Consider the following 577-nt stretch of genomic DNA (forward strand, 5'->3'; position numbering starts at 1 on the left):
CGAGCGGTATCACAAGAGGTTTTTCAAACAGGTCCTTCTGCCGGACGGTACGGTATTCGAAAGCAAGACCGAAACGATGTGCGGCTTTAACGTCGCAGGCCCAAAATCGCGCGAGATTCTGCAACAGCTGACCAACACCTCTCTGACAACCGATAATTTCCCCTTCATGCGATCGGCCAGACTCGAGCTGGCCGGGATCGACGTATTGGCCCTCCGCGTGTCCTTCACCGGTGATCTGGGGTGGGAGCTCCACTGCGCGACCGAGGATCAGGCACGGCTCTATGACGCTTTGCTTGAGGCTGGCAAGGAGTTTGGCGCAGGTCCAGTGGGCAGCCGGGCGCTGATGTCACTGAGGGTTGAAAAATGCTACGGCTCGTGGAGCCGGGAATACAGCCCCGAATACTGGCCGCAGGAGGTTGGGTTGGATCGCTTGTGCAAATTCGACAAGGATTTCCTGAACAAGGAAGCCGCGCAGAAGGTTCTGGAAAACCCTGCTCGCGAACAGCTGGTCTTGCTGCATCTGGACGAATCCGATGTGACGGCGTCCAACGCTGTCGCAACCGGTGGTGAGCCAATC

Annotated in this window: 1 pseudogene; it reads left to right on the top strand. The window is 57.7% G+C overall.

Features of this window, described 5'->3' with window-relative positions:
* Nucleotides 1–577 (top strand): annotated as a pseudogene (locus ACR0E6_RS22795) (dehydrogenase); the annotation flags it as partial.

Source organism: Ruegeria sp. AP12, from assembly GCF_056540025.1.